The organism is Streptomyces sp. A012304, from assembly GCF_026008495.1.
Taxonomy (GTDB): Bacteria; Actinomycetota; Actinomycetes; order Streptomycetales; family Streptomycetaceae; genus Streptomyces.
Map to the genome: position 1 here is coordinate 16,147 of NZ_BQUN01000074.1, position 23,022 is coordinate 39,168.

Below are 23,022 nucleotides of genomic sequence, written 5' to 3' on the forward strand. Positions count from 1 at the left end.
GTCCGTGACCGAGAAGAAGGCCGCCCTGTACGGCAGTGTCGTGGACGCCGTCGACAGGGCGCCCGACCCGGACACCCCGCCGGGCGCCCTGCCGCACCGGCCCGATTCCGGTGTCACCAGCACCGGCGGCGCGCACGCCGTCATGAACCACCGCGGGGACAGCGTCACCCTGAGCGGCCGGGGCTATGTCCTGGTGCGCTGGCAGATCTCGCCGCAGTACCGGCCCGGCACCCTGGTCATGCCGGCCTGGACCGGCCTGAGGGGCAAGCTCTTCCACGTGGCCTCGGGCGGCGGCCGCCGGATGGACGACCCGGTCAGCGCCACCGACCCGGCCGCCACCGGCATGGGCAGCCCGTCCACCGGTTACGCCGTCCTGCCGCCCGGCACCCAGCAGATGTGGCAGAACGAGTACTTCCACCTCGACGGCACCGTGACCCTCACCGTGAACGAGCGGGGCGCCGACTACGGGGTGAGCGTCTTCCCGACGACCTGGGAGGCCGTGGAGAAGGACGTCACGACCGGCCCCGACCAGGGCGCGAAGCGCTACGGCCTGGTCCGCGACACCGGCGAGGACGACACACCGGTCCCGCAGTACCTCACCCGCGACACCCCGGCCGACCCGGCGACCGTGGCTCAGCGCTCCCGCGTGTGACGGTCCTGGGCGGCCAGGACGTCGTCCCCGTGCTCGAAGGCCCACGCGCCGACCACGTCGATCGCGGGCAGCAGGCTCCGCCCGAGCGCGGTCAGTTCGTACTCCACCCGGGGCGGGGCGCCACCGTGCGCGTGCCGGTCGACGAGCCCGTTGAACTCCAGCCGCCGCAGGGTCTCGGTCAGCACCTTCTGACTGATCCCGCCGATCCGGGAGCGGAGCGCGCCGTGGCGCAGCGGTCCGTCGCGCAGCGCCCACAGCACCACCGCGTTCCAGGTGTGGGCGAGCAGGTCGAAGGCGAGCCGGGCGCGGCAGTCGGCGAGGAAGGATTGATCCGTGGTCACGTACCGAATGGTGCCCGAGCGGCCCCCTACCGTCAGGCGTATGCGAATCGGAATCCTCGGAACGGGAGCGATGGCGGACGCGCTCGGCACCCAGTGGGCGCGGGCCGGACACGAGGTGCGGGCGGGGAGCCGCTCGGGCGGGCTGCGGGAGGCGGCCGAGTTCGGCACGGACGCCGTGCTGCTCGCCGTGCCGTACGGGGCGGCGGTGGACGTCGTCGCCGGGCTGGCACCGGCGCTGCGGGGCCGGGTGCTGATCGACTGCACCAACCCGGTGGGGCCGGGGTTCTCCCTCCTCACCGAGGGCGGACCCGCGGCGGCGGAACGCATCGCCTCGGCGGCCCCCGGCGCCCATGTCGTCAAGGCCTTCAACCTCTGCCACGTCGACGTCTGGCGCCTCACCCCGCCGGTCTTCGACGGCCGCCCCCTCGCGGTGCCGTTGTGCGGCGACGACGAGGGGGCCCTGGACGTCGTCCGGCGGCTCGTGCGTGATGTGGGGTGCGAGCCGCTGAACGCGGGCGGGCTGCGTCGGGCGGCGCTCGCCGAGGCGACGGCCGCGCTGCTGATCGGGCTGTGGGTGGGGGAGGGAGCGGACGCCCAGGCGATCGCGCCGCCGCTGGAGTACGCCGGTTAGACGCGCGTGAGGTCCGCGCGCAGGGCGTGGAGGACGTCGACGCGGTTGGTGGTGATCGAGTCGACGCCCAGGTCGATCAGCCGGCGCATCGAGCGACGGGTGTCGGGGGTCCACACGGACAGCAGATGGCCGTCGCGGTGGATCCGGGTGGCCAGGGCGTGGTCGATCACGGAGAAGCGGTAGTTGAGCCAGCGCGGCCGCACCGCCGCCAGCAGCGCCGGCCGCACCGGCGCCCGGCTGGTGTGGGTCAGGGCGATCTCGGCCGCCGGGTCGGCGGCGCGCACGGCGAGCATCGCGACGGCGTCCGCGCAGTAGTACACGCGGTCCGCCGCCCCGGCCTCCCGGACGACGTCCACGATCCGGCGGGCCGTCCGCACGTCGCGGGTGCCCGGCAGGTCGATCATCACCCGGCTGCCCTCGGTCGCCACGAGCGCCTCCGCCAGGGTCGGCACCCCGCCCGCCGTCAGCCCCCGCACCTCGGCGGCCGACAGCGACCGCAGCGGCCGTTCCCGTTCCCACAGCCGCTTCAGCGTCTCGTCGTGCAGCAGCACGGGCACGCCGTCCTTGGTGAGCCGTACGTCGATCTCGACGGCGTCCGCGCCCTGGTCGAGCGCGGAACGCAGCGAGGCGAGCGTGTTCTCACGGAAGCGGTAGGGGTCGCCGCGGTGGGCCACGGCCGTCAGGGTCTGCATGCGCCCATTGTGCTGGGGTCAGCGGGTGAGCCACCCGGCGGTGTAGGTGTCGATCTCGGTCCTGACGCGGGCCTTGCCGGGCTCGTCGAGGAAGGACGCCTCGACGGCGTTCTTCGCGAGGTCGGCCACGCCCCGCTCGTCGAGGCCGAGCAGCCGGGCGGCGACGGCGTACTCGGTGTTGAGGTCCGTGCCGAACATCGGCGGGTCGTCGGAGTTCACCGTCACCAGGACACCGGCCCGCACGAACTCCTTGATCGGGTGCTCGTCCAGGGTGCGCACCGCGCGCGTGGCGATGTTGGACGTCGGGCACACCTCCAGGGGGATGCGGTGCTCGGCGAGGTGCGCGAGGAGCTTCTCGTCCTGCGCGGAGCTCGTGCCGTGCCCGATGCGCTCGGCCCGCAGGTGGGTGAGGGCGTCCCACACGGTCTGCGGGCCGGTCGTCTCACCCGCGTGCGGCACCGACCGCAGCCCGGCGGCGATCGCCCGGTCGAAGTACGGCTTGAACTGCGGACGCGGTACGCCGACCTCGGGGCCGCCGAGGCCGAAGGAGACCAGCCCCTCGGGTCGCAGCCGGTCGTCGGTGGCCAGCCGGGTGGTCTCCTCGGCCGCCTCCAGCCCGGCCTCGCCGGGGATGTCGAAGCACCAGCGCAGCACGGTCCCGAACTCCGCCTCGGCCGCCTTGCGGGCGTCCTCGATCGCGTCCATGAACGCGCGCTCGTCGATGCCGCGGCGGGTGGAGGAGAACGGCGTGATGGTCAGCTCGGCGTACCGCACCTGCTGCCGGGCCAGGTCCCGGGCCACCTCGTACGTCAGCAGCCGGATGTCCTCCGGGGTGCGGAGCAGGTCCACCACCGACAGATACACGTCGATGAAGTGCGCGAAGTCGGTGAAGGTGAAGTAGTCGACCAGGGCCTCGGGGTCGGCGGGCACCTTGGAGCCGGGGTGGCGGGCGGCGAGCTCGGAGACGATCCGCGGGGAGGCGGAGCCGACGTGGTGGACGTGCAGTTCGGCCTTCGGCAGCCCGGCGACGAAGGCGTGCAGCGGGTGGGTGGCGGGCTCGAAGCGCGCGCCGGAGGCGGGGGCCGCGGTGGAGTCGGCGGGGGTCGCGTCGGCGTCGAATCGCTCGGTCAAGGGGTCCTCCCCGGGACGGCGCCCCGGGCCACGGGGGCCGGACGGGACGCGGGTGATCGGCTGATCGGTGAGACGGGATCATCGTAGGCGGAGCGACGGGGAGACGCCGAAGGCTTTCGGACCACCCCGGAACGCCGGACGGAGGCAGTCCCCGCCGGGTCGAGGTCGGGGGGGGGCCGTTCAGGCGTGGGCCGTAGCATTGCGGGACCGTACGACAGAGGGGGCCCGCGCATGTCCGACGACGCGTCGACGCCGGAGACGCCGGAGAGCACGGCGGCTTCCCGGCCGGGTCCGGCCGAGGAGCCCGACCGCGATCCGTGGGCCGCGCCGGTGGCCGACGGCCCCCAGGGCGCCCCCGCCGCTCCCCGGGTCCCGCTGGACAAGCCGGCCCACGGTCCCGGTGCCACCCTCGTCTCCGGCGCACCGCCGGAGTCGCGGGAACCCGCCCCTCAGGACCGGGCACCGCAGGGCCCGGCGCCCCGCTCCGTGCACGACCAGCAGACGGTCACCTCCCTGCCCAGCGTGCCGGCGGCGCCGCAGCCCTGGGCCGGTCCCGTCGCCCCGCCGGTGCCGCCGGCGAACGGATCGCTCGCCTCCTTCCCGCCGCCCCACCCCGCCATGGTCTCCGGCGACGGCTCCGTCCCCCCGCCCCCGATCGCCCCGGACGGCCCCGGCCCGGCCGCGTACGGCCACCCCGGCGGGTACGGACACCCGGGCGGCTACGCACCGGGCGGGTACGCACCGGCCGGGTACGGACACCCGGCGGCACCGCCCGGCCCCTACGGCTGGCCCGGGCCGCGGCCGGTGGAGAACGGGATGGGCATCACGGCGATGGTGCTCGGGATCGTGGCGGCCGCCGGCTTCTGCCTGTGGCCGGTCGCCATCGTGCTCGGCATCCTCGCGGTGATCTTCGGGGTGATCGGCCGCGGCAAGGCGAGCCGGGGCGAGGCCACCAACCCCGGACAGGCCCTGGCCGGCATCATCTGCGGCGCCGCCGGAACCGTCCTGGGAATCGGCCTGCTGGTCGTGGCGCTCGTGGCGCCCTGAGGCACCGAGGCGGCTCCCCGCCCCGGGAGCCCCGACGGCGCCGCAGAACCGACCGCCGCTGCCGCATCCGCGCTTCGCGGGCCGCGCGCCGCAGGCTGCCGCTGCCGCACGATGGCGCCTCCTGGGCCGCGCGCCTCGGAACCGGCCGCCGCTGCCGCACCTCGGCGCCTTGTGGACCGCGCACGTGTGGCCGCCGCTGCCGGACCGGCACCGTATGAATCGTGTGCCTCAGGTCGCCCGCAGGCGCTCTCTGGCCTCCATCAGTGCGAACCCCAGCAGGTTGGGCCCCCGCCACCGCTCCGGATCGCCCGCCGCCTCGTCGTCGGCGGCGAGGCCGATGCCCCACACCCGGTCCACCGGGCTCGCCTCCACCAGCACCCGCTCACCCGTGTTCAGCAGGAACTCCCGTAGCCGCGGATCCGACCCGAACTTGTGCACGCTGCCCTCGACCACGATCCGGAACCGCTCCCGCTCCCAGGTCGCCTCGTCGAAGCCGCGCACCAGCCGCCCGGCCTTCTTCGCCTGCGAGGGGTGGTCCGCGGCCAGCACGCGCCGCTCGCCCTCCGCGTCCCCGAACAGCCGCGCCTTCCCGGCCATCATCCAGTGCTCGGCCGTCGCGTAGGTGACGCCCTCCACCACGAACGGCGACGGCCACCACTGGCTCAGACAGCTCGCGCCCAGCCGGCCGTCGGGCAGCGGCCGGTGCCCCCAGAAATGCAGGTACTTGATCCTCGCCCCCGCCCGGACCTGCCTGACCAGGGCCTCCAGGCCATCGATCTTCTCCATGCACGCCACTCTGACACGCACCACTGACACCCCGTCCCGCCTTTTCCGCCCCGACTCGACACCTGGTCGACAGATTCCGTCGCGTAACCAAAAGGAAACAACGGAATCACTTGTTGGAGTGTCATCGCTCTGTCAGGATCGGCACTCAAATCGAGCCGGAGCTACGCCACCCACCCCCGTCGACAGCGGGGCGAAGGCGGAGGAGAGCGACATGCAGAACCCGGGCACCGCCACCCCGGAGCACACCCCGGACCGAGCCGACCGGTTCCCCGCACGGCAGCGCTTCGCGGACGGCGCCCAGTACGTCGCGGGCCGCCTCATCCGCGGCACCGCGGGCCGCACCCACACCGTGGTCGACCCGGCCACCGGCGCCGAGGTGCTCACGTACGAGCTGGCCGGCCCCGCCGACGTGGACGCGGCCGTGGCCGCCGCCCGGGCCGCCTTCCCGGGCTGGGCGGGGGCCACGCCAGGCGAGCGCTCCGACGCCCTGCACCGCTTCGCCACCGTCCTCGCCGACCGCGCCGAGGACCTCGCCCGCGCCGAGTCCCTCCAGTGCGGCAAGCCGCTGAAGCTGACCCGCGAGTTCGACGTCCCGGGGACGATCGACAACACCGCCTTCTTCGCCGGCGCCGCCCGCCACCTCCAGGGCCAGTCGGCGGGGGAGTACTCCGGGGACCACACCTCCTACGTCCGCCGCGAGCCGATCGGCGTCGTCGGCTCCGTCGCGCCCTGGAACTACCCCCTCCAGATGGCCGCCTGGAAGATCCTCCCGGCGATCGCCGCCGGCAACACCATCGTGCTGAAGCCCGCCGAGCTCACCCCGCTGACCTCGCTGCTCTTCGCGCGGGCCGCGACGGACGCCGGGATCCCCGACGGCGTCGTCAACATCGTCACCGGCACCGGCAGGGAGGCCGGCGAGCACCTCGTCGGCCACCCCGACGTGGCCATGATCTCCTTCACCGGCTCCACCGCCGTCGGCCGGCGCGTCGCCGAGATCGCCACCGCCACCGTCAAGCGGCTCCATCTGGAGCTGGGCGGCAAGGCGCCCTTCGTGGTCTTCGACGACGCCGACCTGGAGGCCGCCGTGCACGGGGCGGTCGCCGCCGCCCTCATCAACACCGGCCAGGACTGCACGGCCGCCACGCGCGCGTACGTGCAGCGGCCCCTGTACGAGGCGTTCGTCGAGCGGACCGCGGCGCTCATGGAGACCGTCAGGCTCGGGGACCCGTTCGCCCCGGGCACCGACCTCGGCCCGCTCGTCTCGCACGCCCAGCGCGACCGCGTCGCCGCGTTCGTCGACCGGGCGCGTGCCCACGCGCGCGTGGTGACCGGCGGCGAGGCCCCGCAGGGCGGGCTGAAGGACGGCGCGTACTATCTCCCCACCCTGATCGCGGACGCGGCCCAGGACAGCGAGGTCGTCCAGTCCGAGATCTTCGGGCCGGTCCTGGTCGTCCTGCCCTTCGACACCGACGACGAGGGGATCCGGCTCGCCAACGACACGCCGTACGGGCTCGCGGCCTCCGCCTGGAGCCGGGACGTCTACCGGGCGAACCGCGCGACCCGCGAGATCAAGGCCGGGTGCGTGTGGGTCAACGACCACATTCCGATCATCAGCGAGATGCCCCACGGCGGGTATCGGGCGTCCGGCTTCGGCAAGGACATGTCCGCCTACTCGTTCGAGGAGTACACCCAGGTCAAGCATGTCATGTTCGACAACACGGCGGTCGCCAGGAAGGACTGGCACCGCACGATCTTCGGGGACCGGCCGTAGACAGTTTCCGGCTGCGGCCGGGTGAGACAACAGGCCGCCCGACCCGCGGCCGCCTACCCTCCCGAAAGGGCACCACGCGCATGGAGCAGTACGAGCCCGACCGCCTGACCCCGGCCCGAGCGGCCGCCATGCGGCGCAGCCTCCGCGACGGCAGGGCGGCCATGACCCGCCGGTCGCTGCTGCGCGCCTCGGCGGGCGGCGCCCTGACGCTGGGCGGCCTCGGGGCGCTCACCGCCTGCGGGATCCCCGCGGCCGGCAAGACCGAGGGCGGCACGTCCGCCGAGGACCACTCGGCCGAGGAGAAGACCGTCAACTTCTCCAACTGGACCGAGTACATGGACGTCGACGACTCGGGGAAGCGCCACCCGACCCTGGACGGGTTCAGCGCGCGGACCGGCATCAAGGTCAAGTACACCGAGGACATCAACGACAACAACGAGTTCTTCGCCAAGATCAAGCCGCAGCTCGCCGCGGGCCAGGACACCGGGCGCGACCTGATCGTCCTCACCGACTGGCTGGCCGCCCGCCTCATCCGCCTGGGGTGGGTCCAGAAACTGGACCCGTCCAACCTGCCGCACGCCTTCGCCAACCTGTCGAGCCAGTTCCGCAGCCCCGACTGGGACCCGGGACGCGCCTACTCGTACCCGTGGCAGGGCATCTCGACCGTCATCGCCTACAACAAGAAGGCCCTCGACGGCATCGAGGTCAAGTCGGTCTCCGACCTGCTCGACAACCCCAGGCTCAAGGGGCGCGTCGGCTTCCTCACCGAGATGCGCGACAGCGTCGGCATGACCCTGCTGGACATGGGCAAGGACCCGGGCAGGTTCACCGACGACGACTACGACGCGGCGATCGCCCGCCTCCAGAAGGCCGTCGACTCCGGTCAGATCCGCCGCTTCACCGGCAACGACTACACGTCCGACATCACCAGCGGCGACTTCGCGGCCTGCATCGCCTGGGCCGGTGACGTCGTGCAGCTCAAGGCCGACAGCCCCGACGTCGACTTCGTCATCCCCGACAGCGGCTACCTGACGTCCAGCGACAACCTGCTGATCCCCAACAAGGCCCGGCACAAGACCAACGCCGAGCGGCTCATCGACTACTACTACGAGCCGCGACCGGCCGCCGAGCTCGCCGCGTACATCAACTACGTCTGTCCCGTCGACGGCGTACAGGCGGAGCTCGCGAAGATCGACGAGGACGCGGCGAACAATCCGCTGATCATCCCCGACAAGGCCATGCAGGCCAAGTCCCATGCCTTCCGCTCGCTGAGCGCGAAGGAAGAGACGGCCTACGAAGAGAAGTTCGCGAAGCTCACTGGGGCGTGACGACGATGAAGACGACGACAGACAGCGGCAGCGGCGACGTCCGCCTCTCCGGCATCAGCAAGACCTACGGCTCCTTCACCGCCGTCCACCCGCTCGACCTGACCGTCCCGCAGGGCTCCTTCTTCGCCCTGCTCGGCGCCTCCGGCTGCGGCAAGACCACCACCCTGCGCATGATCGCCGGACTGGAGGAACCTTCCTCTGGCACCGTGCACCTCGGTGACCAGGACGTGACCGCCCTGCCGCCGTACAAGCGCCCGGTGAACACGGTCTTCCAGTCGTACGCGCTCTTCCCGCACCTCGACATCTTCGAGAACGTCGCCTTCGGCCTGCGCCGGCGCGGCATCAAGAGCGTGCGGAAGCAGGTCGAGGAGATGCTGGAGCTGGTCCAGCTCGGTGAGCAGGCCCGCAAGAAGCCGCATCAGCTGTCGGGTGGCCAGCAGCAGCGCGTGGCCGTCGCCCGCGCGCTCATCAACCACCCGAAGGTGCTCCTCCTCGACGAGCCGCTCGGCGCCCTCGACCTGAAGCTGCGCCGCCAGATGCAGCTGGAGCTCAAGCGCATCCAGACGGAGGTCGGCATCACCTTCGTCCATGTCACGCACGACCAGGAGGAGGCCATGACGATGGCCGACACGGTCGCTGTGATGAACGCCGGCCGCGTCGAGCAGCTCGGCTCGCCCGCCGACCTGTACGAGAACCCGAGGACGACGTTCGTCGCGAACTTCCTCGGCACCTCCAACCTGATCGAGGCCGAGGTCGACTCCAAGAGCGGGGACGACATCGTGCTGAAGGCCGGCGACGACAAGCTCGTGCTGCCCGAGGCGCGCTGCGCCGCGCCGACGACGACCGGCGGAAGGGTCCTGGTCGGCGTCCGCCCGGAGAAGATCACCCTCACCCACGCCGACGACGCGGGCGAAATCCCGGCCGGCCGCAACCGCGTCTGCGGCAGGATCGCCACCGAGTCCTTCATCGGCGTCTCCACGCAGTACGTCGTCGACAGCGCCGTCTGCCCCGAGCTGGAGGTCTACGTCCAGAACGTCGACCGCGACGCGCGGCTGGTGCCCGGCGCCGAGGTCGTCCTGCACTGGAGCCCCGCCCACACCTTCGGTCTGGACGCCGCCCAGTCCCCGCTCGCGGGGACGGCCGGCGAGGCCGGCGTCCAGGACGAGGCGGCGGTCTGATGGCGACGCTCACCGAGGCGCCGCCGCCTCTCTCCCCGGCCGCACCCGAGAAGAAGCCACCACGCAGACGGGGCCGCCGGACGCCGTACTGGCTGCTGCTGCCGGGTCTGCTGTGGCTGCTGGTGTTCTTCGCGCTGCCGATGATCTACCAGGCCTCCACCTCGGTGCAGACGGGCTCCCTGGAGGAGGGCTACAAGGTCACCTGGCACTTCGCGACCTACTGGGACGCGCTGAGCGAGTACTGGCCGCAGTTCCTGCGCTCGATCGCCTACGCGACCGCCGCGACCGTGCTCTGCCTGGTGCTGGGCTACCCGCTGGCGTATCTGATCGCCTTCCGGGCGGGCCGCTGGCGCAATCTGATCATGATCCTGGTGATCGCCCCGTTCTTCACCAGCTTCCTGATCCGCACCCTCGCCTGGAAGACCATCCTCGCGGACGGCGGGCCGGTGGTCGGCGCGCTCAACACGCTGCACGTCCTGGACGTCACCAGCTGGCTCGGCTGGACCTCCGGCGACCGTGTGCTGGCCACGCCGCTCGCGGTGGTGTGCGGTCTGACGTACAACTTCCTGCCGTTCATGATCCTGCCGCTGTACACCTCGCTGGAGCGCATCGACGGGCGGCTGCACGAAGCGGCCGGCGATCTGTACGCCAAGCCGGTCACCACCTTCCGGAAGGTCACCCTGCCGCTGTCGATGCCGGGCGTGGTCTCCGGGACGCTGCTGACCTTCATCCCGGCGGCCGGCGACTACGTCAACGCCGAACTCCTCGGCTCCACCGACACCCGCATGATCGGAAACGTCATCCAGACGCAATTCCTGCGGATTCTGGACTATCCGACGGCCGCGGCCCTCTCCTTCCTCCTCATGGCCGCGATCCTTTTCATGGTCACCTTCTACATCCGCAGGTCCGGGACGGAGGATCTCGTCTAAATGCCCTTCGTCAACTGGCTCAAGAGAAATCTCGTCGTCATCGCGGGACTCCTGACGCTCGCCTATCTCCTGCTGCCCAACGTCGTCGTCACGGTGTTCTCCTTCAACCAGCCGAAGGGACGCTTCAACTACCAGTGGCAGCGGTTCTCCACGGACGCCTGGCAGGACCCGTGCGGCGTCGCCGGCCTGTGCGGCTCGCTCTCGGTCAGCCTCCGGATCGCGTTCTGGGCGATGCTCGGCGCGACCGTCCTCGGCACGATGATCGCCTTCGCGCTCGTCCGCTACCGCTTCCGCGCGCGGGGCGCGGTGAACTCGCTGATCTTCCTGCCCATGGCGATGCCCGAGGTCGTCATGGCGGCCTCGCTGCTCACCCTGTTCCTCAACATGGGTGCTCAGTTGGGATTCTGGACGGTCCTGATCGCGCACATCATGTTCTGCCTCAGCTTCGTCGTGACGGCCGTGAAGGCGCGGGTGATGTCGATGGACCCGAGGCTGGAGCAGGCGGCACAGGACCTGTACGCCGGGCCGTTGCAGACGTTCCTGCGGGTCACCCTGCCGATCGCGGCACCGGGTATCGCCGCGGGCGCGCTGCTCGCCTTCGCGCTCTCCTTCGACGATTTCATCATCACCAATTTCAACGCGGGCTCGACCGTCACCTTCCCCATGTTCGTCTGGGGCTCGGCGCAGCGCGGAACGCCCGTTCAGATCAATGTCGTCGGTACGGCCATGTTCCTCGTCGCCGTGCTGCTCGTGCTGATCTCGATGGTCATCGGAAAACGCCGTAACAGACAAAAAGCATGACGCTGTCGCAAGGCGTCACGCTGTTGTAGGGAGTTGACATCATGGCCCCGAGCGCCATGAACCGCTGGACGAGATCGCTCTCCGACGCCCGGCCGGTCCCGTACTGGCTGGAGGACCCCGGCAAGCCCCGCCCCGAACCCGCGCTCACCGGCACCGAGACCTGCGACCTGCTGGTCGTCGGCGGCGGATACAGCGGCCTGTGGACCGCGCTGACCGCCAAGGAGCGCGACCCGCGACGGGACGTGGTGCTGGTGGAGGGCCGCGAGGTGGGCTGGGCGGCCTCGGGCCGCAACGGAGGCTTCTGCGCGGCCTCCCTCACGCACGGTCTGCCCAACGGGCTGGCCCGCTGGCCGGACGAGATCCACACCCTTCAGCGGCTGGGCGAGCGCAACCTCGACGCGATCGAGGCGGCGATCGCCCGGTACGGCATCGACTGCGACTTCGAGCGCACCGGCGAGATCGACGTCGCGACGGAGACCTACCAGGCGTGGGAGCTGCGCGACTGGTACGAGGAACTCGACCGCCGGGGCCTCGCCGAGGGCATCGAGTACCTCGACGCCGACGCGGTCCGCGCCCAGGTGGACTCCCCGACGTTCACGGCGGGGCTGTACGACCGCCGGGGCGTGGCCATGCTCCACCCGGCCAAGCTGGCCTGGGGCCTGAAGCGGGCCTGCGCACGGCTCGGCGTCCGCGTGTACGAGCACACGCCCGCGCTGACGCTGAAGCCGTACGGCGCCGGCATGGCCGTACGCACCCCCTACGGCCGGATCCGTGCCCGGCAGGTCGCGCTCGGCACGAACGTCTTCCCGAACCTGGTCAAGCGGGTGCGCCCGTACACCGTGCCGGTCTACGACTACGCGCTGATGACGGAGCCGCTGAGCGCCGGGCAGCTGGCGTCCGTCGGCTGGCGGAACCGGCAGGGGCTCGGGGACTCCGCCAACCAGTTCCACTACTTCCGGCTGTCGGCCGACAACCGGATCCTGTGGGGCGGCTACGACGCGATCTACCCGTACGGCGGTCGCGTGCGCGCCGAGTACGACGACCGGCCGGAGACGTACGCCAAGCTGGCGGGGCACTTCTTCACCTGCTTCCCGCAGCTGGAGGGCGTCCGCTTCACGCACGCGTGGGGCGGCGCGATCGACACCTGCTCGCGCTTCTCGGCGTTCTTCGGCACGGCGCACCAGGGGAGGGTGACGTACGCGGCCGGGTACACCGGGCTGGGCGTGGGCGCCAGCCGGTTCGGCGCCGAGGTGATGCTGGACCTGCTGGCGGGGGAGCGCACGGAGCGCACCTCGCTGGAGATGGTCCGCAGGAAGCCGCTGCCCTTCCCGCCCGAGCCGTTCGCCTGGACCGGCATCGCCCTCACCAAGTGGTCGCTGGCACGGGCCGACGCGCACGCGGGGCGGCGCAATCTGTGGCTGCGGACGATGGACCGGCTGGGGCTGGGCTTCGACAGCTGACGGTCCTCGGGGTGCGCGTCGGTTCACTCCGACGGGTGGCCCGAACCCGCGTAATGGTCGCCGGGGACCTCCCTCTCCCTCATGACGCGCACGCGTCCACGAGAGAAAGGGAGGTCTTCTCATGGCTGGGGCGAAGACGGCCGTCGAATGGCTGGCATCGGCGGCACCGGATCCCGAGGCCTGCCGCTGGGAATGGGAGCGCAACCCGCTGGGGGTCGTGCTGCTGCCCGCGGGCAGGGCCTGGGACGTGCTGATCCTGCCGGGCAGGCTCGGCTACCCCACGCTCGACGTCCTCACCCGCATCCTCGACCGGCCCGGGCCCGTACTGGCCGACTTCGGTGACGACCGGACGGGGTTCTTCGTGCCACCGGGCACGGCCGCGCGCTGGATCGGCACCGGCATCCGCACCGCCGGGGCCGGCACCTGGATCGTCGTCCCCTATCCGGGCCGCTCCGCCGGCGGCATCCGCTGGCTGGTCCCCCCGGACGGCTCGGGCACCCTCACCGACCCGGCGCTCCTGGAACTCTCCATGCACGAAGCGGCAGCGGGCCCGCCATGACCCCGGAGCCCGTGAAGTCCCCCCGTCCGCAGCCCGCCTGAGGCCCGTGCGCCATGGCCGGACCCCGACACGCTCGCCCGCCACGCGGCCGACACGTCTCCCGCCGGGACCGTGTGGTCCCATCGGCACCGCGTCCAGCCGCCGGCTCCGCGTCCAGCTGAAGGAACCCGTCCCACGTGGGCCTCAAGGTCCGCCCGTCAGGTGTGGGGCGGGCCCGAATGCTGCCTCCCCCCGGCGAGCCTCGCGTCTACTCCGTCGTCGTGGCCTTCAGGGCCAGCCACAGCTCCATGCGGACGTCCGGGTCGTCCAGGGAGCGGCCGAGGATCTCCTCCACGCGGCGCATGCGGTAGCGGAGCGTGTGGCGGTGGACGCCCAGGTCGGCTGCCGCGGCGTCCCACTGCCCGTGGCGGGACAGCCAGGCGCGTAGCGATGCGACGAGGTCGCCGCGGCCGGTGGCGTCGTGGTCGCGCAGGGCCCGCAGCAGGCCGTCCGCGAAGGCCTTCACCGCGTCGTCCGCGAGGAGCGGCAGCACCGAACCCGCCGCGAGCTGCTCGTGCTCGACCAGGACCCGGCCCCGGCGCCGGGCCACGGACAGCGCCTGCTCGGCCTGCTTGTACGCCGCGGCCGCCGCGATGGGCCCGGCCGGCGCCGACAACCCGACGACCAGGTCGTTCTCCTCGCAGCCCTCCCGGACGGCCCCGGCCGTCCGGGCCTGCTCCAGCGCCGCCGCGTGGCGCCCGCACGCCAGCACCGCCTGGCCCCCGTCCGCGCCCAGCACCACCAGCCGCTCGCCCTCGGGCACCACCAGCACGGTCTCCCCGGAGCGTGCCGCCGCCGACTCCACGACCTCGGCGAGGCCGCCCAGCGTCTCCCCGCCGCCGTGCGCGGCCTCGGCGACGATCACCCGGAACGGAGCGTCGAGCAGACCGCCGTACAGGTCCCCGGCGACGGCCCGCGCATGGTCCGGTTCGCCCGCGAGCAGCATGCGCAGCACCGCCGCCCCGATGCGCTGTTCCGCCGCGTGCAGCGAGCGGGAGCGTTCCGTGGTGAGGGTGAGCAGCGCGATCGCCGAGTGGACGGCGTACCGCTCCGCCGTGCCGGGGGCCGCCGCCGTGCCGACGGCTAGCGCGGCGCGCGGGCGCCGGCCGGTGCCCAGGGAGTGCAGCTCGACCCGGTCGTCGTGGTCGAAGTGGTCCGGTCCGCCGACCACCGCCGACGCCGGCGCCGGCCGCTCGCGCAGCCGCTCCACCTCCGCCGTCAGCCGCGCGGCCCGCCGCCCGGCCCACTCCGGCGCCGCCGCGACGACCGTGCCCGAGGCGTCGTACAGCGCCGCCCACCCGTCGACCTGGGAGGCGAGCGCGGCGAGCAGGCCCTCCGGACCGGCCGTCAGAGCCTGCTTCGTCAGCTCCCGCTGCGCCGCGAACCCGGCCGTCACCGCCCGGTACTGGTCGGCCGCGATCGCCGCCGACACCGCCTTGCTGATCGCGAGGAAGGGCGTGCGGCGCGGCACCTCCAGCAGCGGCAGTCCCTCCAGCTCCGCCGCGTCCACCAGGGCCTTCGGGATCTCCTCGTAGTTGACCCCGACGGCGAAGCCGAGCCCGACCACCCCCGCCCCGACCAGGCGCTTCACATAGCGCCGCATGGCCTCGGGGTCCTCCGCGTCCAGCTTCAGCGCGGTGATCAGCAGCAGCTCCCCGCCCTCCATGTACGGCACGGGGTCGGCCAGCTCGCTCACGTGCGCCCAGCGCACCGGCACGTCCAGACGGTCCTCGCCCGCCCGCACGGTCAGCTTCAGCGCGGAGTGGTGGACGAGCGAGGCGAGCGTGGGGGGCATGGGACCTTCAGGTCGGAGACGTGATCATTTGGCCACGACGTATGAAGGGCCGGTGTCGATTCTGCCTCACTGTACGATCCGGGGACGGTCCTTCGCCCGCAGGCCCGCTCGCCCCCGCAGGGCCGCTCACCCCCGCAGATCCACCAGCAGCGGCGGCGCGTGCTCGCCCTCGACCGTGGTCAGGGACAGCACCGCGTGCCCCGGCGGCACCTCGTGCGCCAGCTGGGACGCCGACCACCGCTCCCGCTCCACCTGCCGCACGGTCACCGCGTCGGTGGTCACCGCCTTGCCGGTCACCAGCTTGCGCAGCGCGTGGATGGCGCGGGTCATCGGCTGGTCCGCGAAGACGGTGTGCTTGGCGACCTCCGTCGTCTCCACCCACTCGGTGCCCCAGGTCTGCGCGAACCGGCTGCCGTCCCAGGTGGTGATGCCGCAGAACGCCATCCGGCAGCCGACCGCCCCGTACAGCGGGCCGTGCAGCGCCTCCGGGACGTCACCGACGGAGCGCAGGGCGAGCACCACACCGGCGTTCTGCGAGCGCAGCCGCTGGATGCGACGCACCGACTCGGCGGTGACCGTACCCGTCGCGTCGTCCAGCACCAGGCAGGCGAAGTGCGCGCGCCGCCCCTCCCGTACGACGGCGTGGAACTGGGCCAGCACCAGCCGGGTGATCAGCCGCCCGGCCTCCTCGTGGCCGCGCTCCGGCAGGTCGATGCGCACGCGCAGCGGATGGTGCGCGACGGCCCGCAGCGAGAACGGCCGGTGCGCGCCCCCCTTCGCGCTCCCTCCGCCGAAGAACTCCGCGAACGCCGGCCGGTTCAGCAGCGCCAGCCGGTCCGCGAGGGCGCGGCCAGGGTCGCCGGGCGCGCCGGCCTGCCGCACGCGCGCCTCCAGCTCACGGCGCATGACGTCGTCCCCGGCCACCGCGTCGCGCAGCGCCGACACCGCCGTGGGCTCGCCCTCCAGCAGCTCGCGCAGCTCCGGCAGCGCCGGGAACCGTCCGTGGGCGGCCCGGTAGGGGCCGAGCACCTGCGCGAGCGCGGTGGCCGCGCTCTGCCCGCCGACGGTGTCCAGGTCGCCCGCCAGCGCCTCGGCGAGGAGGGCGGCCGCCTCGTCGGGGTCGTCGGAGTCGGCGTAGGGGTCCAGGTCGTGCACCGACGACGGATCACCGATCCGCACGATCACATCGAAGGAGGAGTCCGGGCCGAGCGGGCTGCCGGGGGAGGAGACGGCGACCAGGGCGCACCCTCCGGTCAGCGCCTGGAGGGCCAGCGCCTCGGTCACCGGCTCGATCAGCGTCCGCGTCTTGCCCGAGCCGGACGGCCCCACCGCGAGCAGTGAGGTGCCCAGCACCTCAGGGCCGAGCGCGGCGCCCGCGTCGTGATAGGCGGACGGGGCGCGGTCCGTGGCCACCCAGCGGCCGATGCGCACCTGACCGGCCAGCAGGTCGTGGCGTGCGCCGCGCCGGGGCAGGTCACGGGAGCCGGAGGGGTGCGTCCAGGCGGCGCCGGCCTGCCGCAGCACGACGTCCCGGAAGTCGGCGGGCCGCGCCTCCCAGACGCGGGTGACGCGCGCGCAGTCCACGTCGTTCATCCGCCCGGCCGCGACCTCGGCGGTCAGCACGTCGGCCGCCTCGCCCTGCCCGGCGTCCCGCAGCGCGGGCCACTGGGCGCGCGGCCGCTCGACGCTCACCGGCGCGGGCCGCCCGGTGTCCGCGCGCCGCGCGGCGAGTCGTTCCCTCAGGTACGGCCACCAGCCGCCGACCAGCGCGAACGGCCACACCACCAGCAGTGTGATCACCGTGTACATCGAGTTGGTGAAGGTGGGGGAGGCGAACAGCTCGTAGCCGCCGGAGACCAGGACGATCAGGGAGAACAGCGGGTCGACCACCGGCAGGGCGTCCCAGCCGACGCCGGGGAAGGCGCTGGGGAAGACGAAGCTCAGCGCGATCAGGGCGGTCAGCAGGGCGAGCAGCGCCCGCGCGGGCTGCGGCCGGCGGCCGATGAAGTAGCGCACCGCGTCCGGCCAGCTGCCGAGCCGGCCCATGGCGTAGACGAGGACGGCGAAGAAGACACCGTCGTAGACGACGCGGGCCTCGGCGCCCTCCATCGTCCTGGGGGAGGCGATCGTGCCGCCCCACCACCAGTCGTCAGGGGTGAACAGCCGCAGCGGGGCGAACTGGTACGGCAGACCGCCCTGCCGCCACAGCGACCACAGCACCAGCGCGACCACGAAGGGGATCAGCATGCCGACGACGGTGACCGGGGCGAGCCGCTCGGCCGTCCGCGAGGCCTTCGACGGGCGGTACCCGAAGCGCCAGATGCCCGGCCCGGCCGCCGGACGTGCCTCGTTCAGCCACGCGGCCACGGCGGAAGAGGGCGGCGCGGCCTGCCCGGCCACCTGCGGCGCGTCCTGCCCAGGCGCCTGCGCCGCCTGCGGAGCCTCCGGTGCGCGGGCCGGCCGTGGCGGTGCCGCGGGGGGTGCCGGTGCCGCGGCGGGGCGCGGTGGCGGCCCCGCCGGGCGCGGCACGGGATTCGCATGCGTACCGCGCGCGTCCTGCGTCCCGTCGCTGTCCATCGCCCTTGCCCCCTGACCAGCCGCTCCGTCCACCATCAGCGAGCCAATCTAACCCGGCCGCAAGGGGAGTTCACGGCTTACCCGGCCGGGCGTCGCGAGGACGGCCCGACGCCCGCTATGTCCACGACGGACAACCGGTGCCGCCGACAACGCCCACATGGAGCATGCCCACCCCTCCTTCCCCGTCCTAGCCTGCGAGAAAAGAAGTCGAGCGTCCTCAGCACGCCCCATCTCCGGAATCTCCGGTTCGCAAGATCATCAGGGAGCCCCCATGACCGCACTTCCGCAGGAGCGCCGCGTCGTCACCGCCATCCCCGGCCCGAAGTCGCAGGAGCTGCAGTCCCGCCGCGTCGCCGCGGTCGCGCAGGGCGTGGGCTCCGTGCTGCCGGTGTTCACCGCGCGCGCGGGCGGCGGCATCATCGAGGACGTCGACGGCAACCGCCTGATCGACTTCGGCTCCGGCATCGCCGTGACCTCCGTCGGCGCCTCCGCCGAGGCCGTCGTACGCCGCGCGAGCGCCCAGCTCGCCGACTTCACCCACACCTGTTTCATGGTCACCCCCTACGAGGGCTACGTGGAGGTCGCCGAGGCCCTCGCCGAGCTCACCCCGGGTGACCACGCCAAGAAGTCCGCGCTGTTCAACAGCGGCGCCGAGGCCGTCGAGAACGCCGTCAAGATCGCCCGTGCCCACACCAAGCGGCAGGCCGTCGTCGTGTTCGACCACGGCTACCACGGCCGGACGAACCTCACGATGGCGCTGACCGCGAAGAACATGCCGTACAAGCACGGCTTCGGCCCCTTCGCGCCCGAGGTGTACCGCGTCCCCGTCGCCTACGGCTACCGCTGGCCGACCGGCCCGGAGAACGCCGGCCCCGAGGCCGCCGCGCAGGCCATCGACCAGATCACCAAGCAGGTCGGCCCGGAGAACGTGGCCGCGATCATCATCGAGCCGGTGCTCGGCGAGGGCGGCTTCATCGAGCCGGCGAAGGGCTTCCTGCCCGCGATCCGCCAGTTCGCCGCCGACCACGGCATCGTCTTCGTCGCCGACGAGATCCAGTCCGGCTTCTGCCGCACCGGCCAGTGGTTCGCCTGCGAGGACGAGGGCATCGTCCCCGACCTGATCACCACCGCGAAGGGCATCGCCGGCGGTCTGCCGCTGGCCGCCGTCACCGGCCGCGCCGAGATCATGGACGCCGCGCACGCGGGCGGCCTCGGCGGCACCTACGGCGGCAACCCGGTCGCCTGCGCCGGCGCGCTCGGCTCCATCGAGACGATGAAGGAGCTCGACCTCAACGCCAAGGCGAAGAACATCGAGGCGATCATGAAGGCCCGCCTCGGCGCGATGGCGGAGAAGTTCGACATCGTCGGCGACGTCCGCGGCCGGGGCGCGATGATCGCCATCGAGCTGGTCAAGGACCGCTCGACCAAGGAGCCCAACCCCGAGGCGACCGCCGCGCTCGCCAAGGCCTGCCACCAGGAGGGGCTGCTGGTGCTGACCTGCGGCACCTACGGCAACGTCCTGCGCTTCCTGCCGCCGCTGGTGATCGGCGAGGATCTGCTCAACGAGGGTCTCGACATCATCGAGCAGGCCTTCGCGCGCATCTGAGCCGAGGCGTCGCACAGCTGATTACCGCTGGTGGCAGAGCGTGTGAAGAAGGTGTGCGAGGTGGATGGCGGGACGGGATTCCGTCTGTCGCCCCGTCGGCCACTGCCGTAGGTTCTCTTCAGATGAGAGATACACCCGTCCACAGGTGACTGTGGGCGAACCCAGGACGGGGCCTCCCCAGCTTCGACCTGGTCGTGCCTCGCGCACAACCGGAGCTTCCGGCTTCGGATCTCCTCACCGATCGGACCGTCGAGCGCCCCAAACCCCCCGGGGCGCGCGGCACCCCGATCCGGACGGCCGCCCCGGAACCACCCCCCCTGTTCCGGGGTGGCCGACCTCCTTCTCGACACGCACACCTCGCACGCGACCCCGGTTCCCCACCGGGGTCTCTTTTTTCATCGAGAAGCGATACGATACGTCTCGTCTTGTCAGTCGACGGGAAGGATCCCCGTGCACCGCTTCATCGACGCCGCACCCGGCATCCGCCTCTGGGTGGAGGAGCGCGGCCCGGCCGACGCGCCCCCGCTCCTGCTGATCATGGGCGCGCAGGCCTGCGGGCTCGGCTGGCCGGACCCGTTCGTCGACCTGCTCGCCGCCCACCACCGGGTCATCCGCTACGACCACCGCGACACCGGCCGCTCCACCTGGGCCTACGACGAGCGGCCGTACCCCGTCACCGCGCTCGCCCAGGACGCCGTCACCGTCCTGGACGCCCTCGGTGTCGACCGCGCCCATGTGGCCGGTATGTCGCTGGGCGGGATGCTCGCCCAACTGCTGATCGCCGACCACCCCGACCGGCTGCGCACCGCCACCCTGATGGGCACCATGGCGCTCAGCTCCACGCCCTACACAGGGCCGGACGGCGTAGCCGTACCCGTGGCGGACCTGCCCGGCATCGACCCCCGGATCCTGGAGCTGTGGGCCCGGCCCGTGCCGCCCGACCTGGACCTGGAGGCGGAGCTGGACCGCCGGGTCGAGCACTGGCGGCTGCTGAGCGGCGACGCCCTCCCCTTCGACGCCGCCCACACCCGCGCCTTCGAACGCCGGATCGTCGAGCACACCGGTCACCACCGCACCAACACCGCGCACGGCCGCGCCAACCCCTCCGGAATGGACCGCACCGACCGGCTCGCCCGCACCACCGTGCCCACGCTGGTCGTCTCGGCCCCGGCCGAGCCGGTCTTCCCGCCACCGCACCCCCAGCACCTCACCCAGACGATCCAAGGCGCCCGACTGGTGGAGATCCCGGGCATGGCCCACGCCCTGCCGCCCGCCGTGCACGTTCCGCTGGCCCAGGCGGTCCTGGAGCACACCTCGGCCGCCGAGCGGGCGGGCAGCCACCCCTGACAAGCTGGAACACATGTCGACCAGCTCCCGCCCGCAGACCGAGGGTGCCCCCGCGGGACCGGCCACGCCGCACCGGCCGGGCCCGTCCCCCGCCGGTCTCCTGCTCGTCCTGCCCGCGCTCCTCTTCTCCCTGATCACCTGGCAGGTCACCGACGACGGTCCCCTGGTGGACGTCGACGAGCGGCTCAGCCGTGCCCTCGTCCACCCGGACCGGGCCTCCGAGCTGCTGTCCGACCTGGGGAACGCCGAGACAGCGATACCGGTGATAGTGCTGGCCGCCGGGTACACCGCCTGGCGGGGGAGCGCGGCGCGCGTGCGGCGCTGGTGGCTGCCGCCCGTCGCCGCACTGCTGCTCCTGACCCTGGTGCCGCTGATCGTCATACCCCTGAAGGCGTGGACCGACCGGGTCGGTACGCCCGCGGTGCCGCCGGCCACCGGGTACTACCCCTCCGGGCACACGGCGACGGCCGTCGTGGCCTACGGGGCCGCCGCGCTCCTGCTGCTGCCCTGGCTGCTCACCCCCCTCGCGCGCCGCGCGGCCCTGACCGCGGCCGCCGTCCTCGTCGCCGCCGTCTCCTTCGGGCTGGTCCGGCGTGGCTACCACTGGCCGCTGGACGTCGTGGCCAGCTGGTGCCTGGGGGCGCTGCTGCTCGGCACGCTGTGGCTCGCCCTGCGGCGGATCGCGCGGGGGGCGACCGCGCCAATCCGGCGCACCGCGGCCTCGCACCACTACGACTCGGACAAGCGACCCCCCGCCTGACCGCCCCTACCGTGGAGCCGAAAGCAACGCACACCTCCAACGCGGAAGGGCCGGGAACTCGATCATGACTTCCACCCACGCCTTCTGGCTCGCCGGCCGCCAGGTCACCGGCGAGGACAGCTTCGACGTCACCTCCCCGTGGGACGGCCGGCTCGTCGCCAAGGTCAGCGTGCCCACGGACGCCCAGGTCGAAGAGGCCGTGGCCGCCGCGTACGCCGTACGGGACGAGTTCGCCGCCACCCCGGCCCACGTCCGCGCCGCCGCCCTCGACCACGTCAGCAAGCGGCTCGTGGAGCGCACCGAGGAGATCGCGCGGCTGATCTCCGCCGAGAACGGCAAGCCGATCAAGTGGGCGCGCGGTGAGGTCGGCCGGGCCGTGTCCGTGTTCCGGTTCGCCGCCGAGGAGGCCCGCCGGTTCAACGGCGGCGAGGCCCAGCGGCTCGACACCGACCTCGGCGGCCAGGGGCGCCTCGCCCTCACCCGGCGCTTCCCCAAGGGCGTCGTGCTCGGCATCGCGCCGTTCAACTTCCCGCTGAACCTGTGCGCCCACAAGGTCGCCCCGGCCATCGCCGCCGGCGCGCCGATCATCCTGAAGCCCGCCCCGGCCACCCCGCTGTCCGGCCTGGTCATCGGCGAGCTGCTCGCCGAGACCGAGCTGCCCGCCGGCTCCTGGAGCATCCTGCCGGTCTCCAACGACCGCATGCCCGCCCTCGTCCAGGACGAGCGGCTGCCGGTCATCTCCTTCACCGGCTCCGAGAAGGTCGGCTACGCGATCATGGACTCGGTGCCGCGCAAGCACTGCACCCTGGAACTGGGCGGCAACGGCGCGGCCGTCGTCCTCGGCGACTACGCCTCCGACGCCGACCTCGACTGGGCCGCGACCCGCATCGCCACCTTCTCCAACTACCAGGGCGGCCAGTCCTGCATCTCCGTGCAGCGGGTCATCGCGGACGCCTCGGTGTACGACCGGCTGCTGCCGCGCATCGTCGCCGCCGTCGAGGCGCAGGTCACCGGCGACCCCTCCGACGACGCCACCGACGTCGGCCCGCTGGTCAGCGAGGACGCGGCCAAGCGCGTCGAGGCGTGGGTCCAGGAGGCCGTGGACGCCGGGGCGAACCTCCTCACCGGCGGCAAGCGCGACGGCGCCTCCTACGCGCCGACCGTCCTCACCGACGTACCGGCCACCGCCACGATCTCCTGCGAGGAGGTCTTCGGACCGGTCCTGACCGTGCGGAAGGTGGACGGCGAGGCCGAGGCCTTCGCCGCCGTCAACGACTCCAAGTACGGCCTTCAGGCGGGCGTCTTCACCCACGACCTCCAGGTCGCCTTCCGCGCCCACCGCGCGCTGGAGGTCGGCGGGGTCGTCATCGGCGACGTGCCCTCCTACCGCGCCGACCAGATGCCCTACGGCGGAGCCAAGCAGTCCGGCGTGGGCCGCGAGGGCGTGAGGTTCGCCATGGACGACTACACCTACGAGCGCGTGCTGGTCCTGACCGGACTCGCCCTCTAGCTCATGGGAACCATTTTCAGTTAAGCTGCCCGAAGGGGCCCGGCACCGATGCCTTCCGGTGCCGGGCCCCTTCTTCTCGTCG

The 23,022-nt window shown here is 72.8% G+C and carries 19 protein-coding genes and 1 pseudogene; 14 read left to right on the forward strand and 6 right to left on the reverse strand.

Annotated features, from left to right (window positions below):
• A pseudogene (locus ALMP_RS17020) lies at positions 1-652 on the forward strand (sigma-70 family RNA polymerase sigma factor); the annotation flags it as partial.
• Here ALMP_RS17020 and ALMP_RS17025 read toward each other — a convergent pair.
• Positions 634-993 carry a helix-turn-helix domain-containing protein gene (locus ALMP_RS17025; protein WP_264928848.1) on the reverse strand — a complete coding sequence of 120 codons (360 nt, stop codon included), beginning with the start codon at positions 991-993 and terminating at the stop codon, positions 634-636. The pseudogene ALMP_RS17020 and the gene ALMP_RS17025 overlap by 19 nt on opposite strands.
• Positions 994-1,033: 40 nt before the next feature.
• Between ALMP_RS17025 and ALMP_RS17030 the strand changes: the two genes are divergently transcribed.
• Complete coding sequence (locus tag ALMP_RS17030; RefSeq protein WP_264928850.1) at positions 1,034-1,624, forward strand: NADPH-dependent F420 reductase; 591 nt, start codon at positions 1,034-1,036, stop codon at positions 1,622-1,624.
• Here ALMP_RS17030 and ALMP_RS17035 read toward each other — a convergent pair.
• The gene (locus ALMP_RS17035) at positions 1,621-2,316 is read right to left on the reverse strand and encodes a glycerophosphodiester phosphodiesterase (RefSeq protein WP_264928851.1); all 696 of its coding nucleotides are present in this window, start codon (positions 2,314-2,316) and stop codon (positions 1,621-1,623) included. The genes ALMP_RS17030 and ALMP_RS17035 overlap by 4 nt on opposite strands.
• A gap of 18 nt (positions 2,317-2,334) precedes the next feature.
• Positions 2,335-3,357 carry an adenosine deaminase gene (locus ALMP_RS17040; RefSeq protein ID WP_264928915.1) on the reverse strand — a complete coding sequence of 341 codons (1,023 nt, stop codon included), beginning with the start codon at positions 3,355-3,357 and terminating at the stop codon, positions 2,335-2,337.
• A gap of 321 nt (positions 3,358-3,678) precedes the next feature.
• Here ALMP_RS17040 and ALMP_RS17045 point away from each other — a divergent pair, with 321 nt between their 5' ends.
• Entirely contained in the window at positions 3,679-4,494 is an 816-nt protein-coding gene (locus tag ALMP_RS17045) for a DUF4190 domain-containing protein (RefSeq protein ID WP_264928853.1), read from the forward strand.
• Positions 4,495-4,722: 228 nt separating this feature from the next.
• On the opposite strand, the gene ALMP_RS17050 is transcribed toward ALMP_RS17045, so the two are convergent.
• Entirely contained in the window at positions 4,723-5,280 is a 558-nt protein-coding gene (locus ALMP_RS17050; RefSeq protein WP_264928855.1) for an NADAR family protein, read from the reverse strand.
• A 211-nt stretch (positions 5,281-5,491) separates the two neighbouring features.
• Here ALMP_RS17050 and ALMP_RS17055 point away from each other — a divergent pair, with 211 nt between their 5' ends.
• The 7 genes from ALMP_RS17055 to ALMP_RS17085 all read left to right on the forward strand — a co-directional run bounded on the left by ALMP_RS17055 (position 5,492) and on the right by ALMP_RS17085 (position 13,306).
• Complete coding sequence (locus ALMP_RS17055) at positions 5,492-7,051, forward strand: gamma-aminobutyraldehyde dehydrogenase (RefSeq protein WP_264928856.1); 1,560 nt, start codon at positions 5,492-5,494, stop codon at positions 7,049-7,051.
• 80 nt (positions 7,052-7,131) lie between these two features.
• Positions 7,132-8,379, forward strand: a complete 1,248-nt coding sequence (locus tag ALMP_RS17060) for a spermidine/putrescine ABC transporter substrate-binding protein (protein WP_264928857.1) — start codon at positions 7,132-7,134, stop codon at positions 8,377-8,379.
• A 5-nt stretch (positions 8,380-8,384) separates the two neighbouring features.
• On the forward strand, positions 8,385-9,557 hold the full coding sequence (locus ALMP_RS17065) for an ABC transporter ATP-binding protein (protein WP_264928859.1): 1,173 nt from the start codon (positions 8,385-8,387) through the stop codon (positions 9,555-9,557).
• Positions 9,557-10,486: an ABC transporter permease gene (locus ALMP_RS17070; RefSeq protein WP_264928861.1), complete on the forward strand. Its 930-nt coding sequence runs from the start codon at positions 9,557-9,559 to the stop codon at positions 10,484-10,486. The genes ALMP_RS17065 and ALMP_RS17070 overlap by 1 nt, the downstream gene beginning before the upstream one ends.
• Entirely contained in the window at positions 10,487-11,287 is an 801-nt protein-coding gene (locus tag ALMP_RS17075; protein ID WP_264928862.1) for an ABC transporter permease, read from the forward strand.
• A gap of 41 nt (positions 11,288-11,328) precedes the next feature.
• A complete protein-coding gene (locus ALMP_RS17080) occupies positions 11,329-12,747 on the forward strand; it encodes an FAD-binding oxidoreductase (protein WP_264928864.1) in 1,419 nt (472 codons plus the stop codon).
• Positions 12,748-12,868: 121 nt separating this feature from the next.
• A complete protein-coding gene (locus ALMP_RS17085; RefSeq protein ID WP_264928865.1) occupies positions 12,869-13,306 on the forward strand; it encodes a hypothetical protein in 438 nt (145 codons plus the stop codon).
• Between the two features lie 247 nt (positions 13,307-13,553).
• Here the strand turns inward: ALMP_RS17085 and ALMP_RS17090 are convergent, their stop codons facing one another.
• On the reverse strand, positions 13,554-15,140 hold the full coding sequence (locus ALMP_RS17090; protein ID WP_264928866.1) for a PucR family transcriptional regulator: 1,587 nt from the start codon (positions 15,138-15,140) through the stop codon (positions 13,554-13,556).
• Positions 15,141-15,266: 126 nt separating this feature from the next.
• The gene (locus ALMP_RS17095; RefSeq protein WP_264928868.1) at positions 15,267-17,717 is read right to left on the reverse strand and encodes an ATP/GTP-binding protein; all 2,451 of its coding nucleotides are present in this window, start codon (positions 17,715-17,717) and stop codon (positions 15,267-15,269) included.
• Positions 17,718-17,988: 271 nt separating this feature from the next.
• Here ALMP_RS17095 and gabT point away from each other — a divergent pair, with 271 nt between their 5' ends.
• The 4 genes from gabT to ALMP_RS17120 all read left to right on the forward strand — a co-directional run bounded on the left by gabT (position 17,989) and on the right by ALMP_RS17120 (position 22,940).
• Entirely contained in the window at positions 17,989-19,323 is a 1,335-nt protein-coding gene (gene gabT, locus ALMP_RS17100) for a 4-aminobutyrate--2-oxoglutarate transaminase (RefSeq protein WP_264928870.1), read from the forward strand.
• Positions 19,324-19,773: 450 nt separating this feature from the next.
• Positions 19,774-20,670, forward strand: coding sequence for an alpha/beta fold hydrolase (locus ALMP_RS17110; RefSeq protein ID WP_264928871.1), 897 nt, complete (start codon positions 19,774-19,776; stop codon positions 20,668-20,670).
• A gap of 13 nt (positions 20,671-20,683) precedes the next feature.
• Positions 20,684-21,430, forward strand: a complete 747-nt coding sequence (locus ALMP_RS17115) for a phosphatase PAP2 family protein (RefSeq protein ID WP_264928873.1) — start codon at positions 20,684-20,686, stop codon at positions 21,428-21,430.
• Positions 21,431-21,494: 64 nt separating this feature from the next.
• Positions 21,495-22,940: an aldehyde dehydrogenase family protein gene (locus tag ALMP_RS17120; RefSeq protein WP_264928874.1), complete on the forward strand. Its 1,446-nt coding sequence runs from the start codon at positions 21,495-21,497 to the stop codon at positions 22,938-22,940.
• The last annotated feature ends 82 nt before the right edge of the window (positions 22,941-23,022 follow it).